The organism is Paenibacillus sp. 598K (genome assembly GCF_003851045.1).
Taxonomy (GTDB): domain Bacteria; phylum Bacillota; class Bacilli; order Paenibacillales; family Paenibacillaceae; genus Paenibacillus_D.
Genome location: NZ_BFBX01000158.1, coordinates 1 through 314 on the forward strand (window position 1 = coordinate 1; position 314 = coordinate 314).

Sequence of the window (314 nt, forward strand, 5' to 3'; positions counted from 1 at the left end):
GCACCGGCATCGGCGGCGCGCTCTATCTCGACGGACGTATCTACCGGGGCGCCGGGGCTGCGGCAGGCGAGATCGGCTACAGCGTCATCGCTCCGCCTGCGACGCTCCTCCCGCAGCAAGGCTCGGATGCCGCGCCTGCCACAGCCGACGGCGATCTGTTCGGCCAGTTCGAACAGATCGCCTCCGGCACCGGCATCGGCCGACTGGCGAGGGAGCATCTGACCCGCAGCGATCGCAGCGTGGTCGACGCCTCGCTCATCGTCCAGCTCGCCGGAGGCGCGCCCGAGGCGGTCAACGCACGCCATGTGCTGGCG

The 314-nt window shown here is 71.3% G+C and carries 1 protein-coding gene; it reads left to right on the plus strand.

Translation table 11 applies throughout. The annotated features are described in order from the left end of the window. A partial coding sequence (locus PA598K_RS32355) for an ROK family protein (RefSeq protein ID WP_148092027.1) occupies positions 1–314 on the plus strand: 314 nt, incomplete at both ends.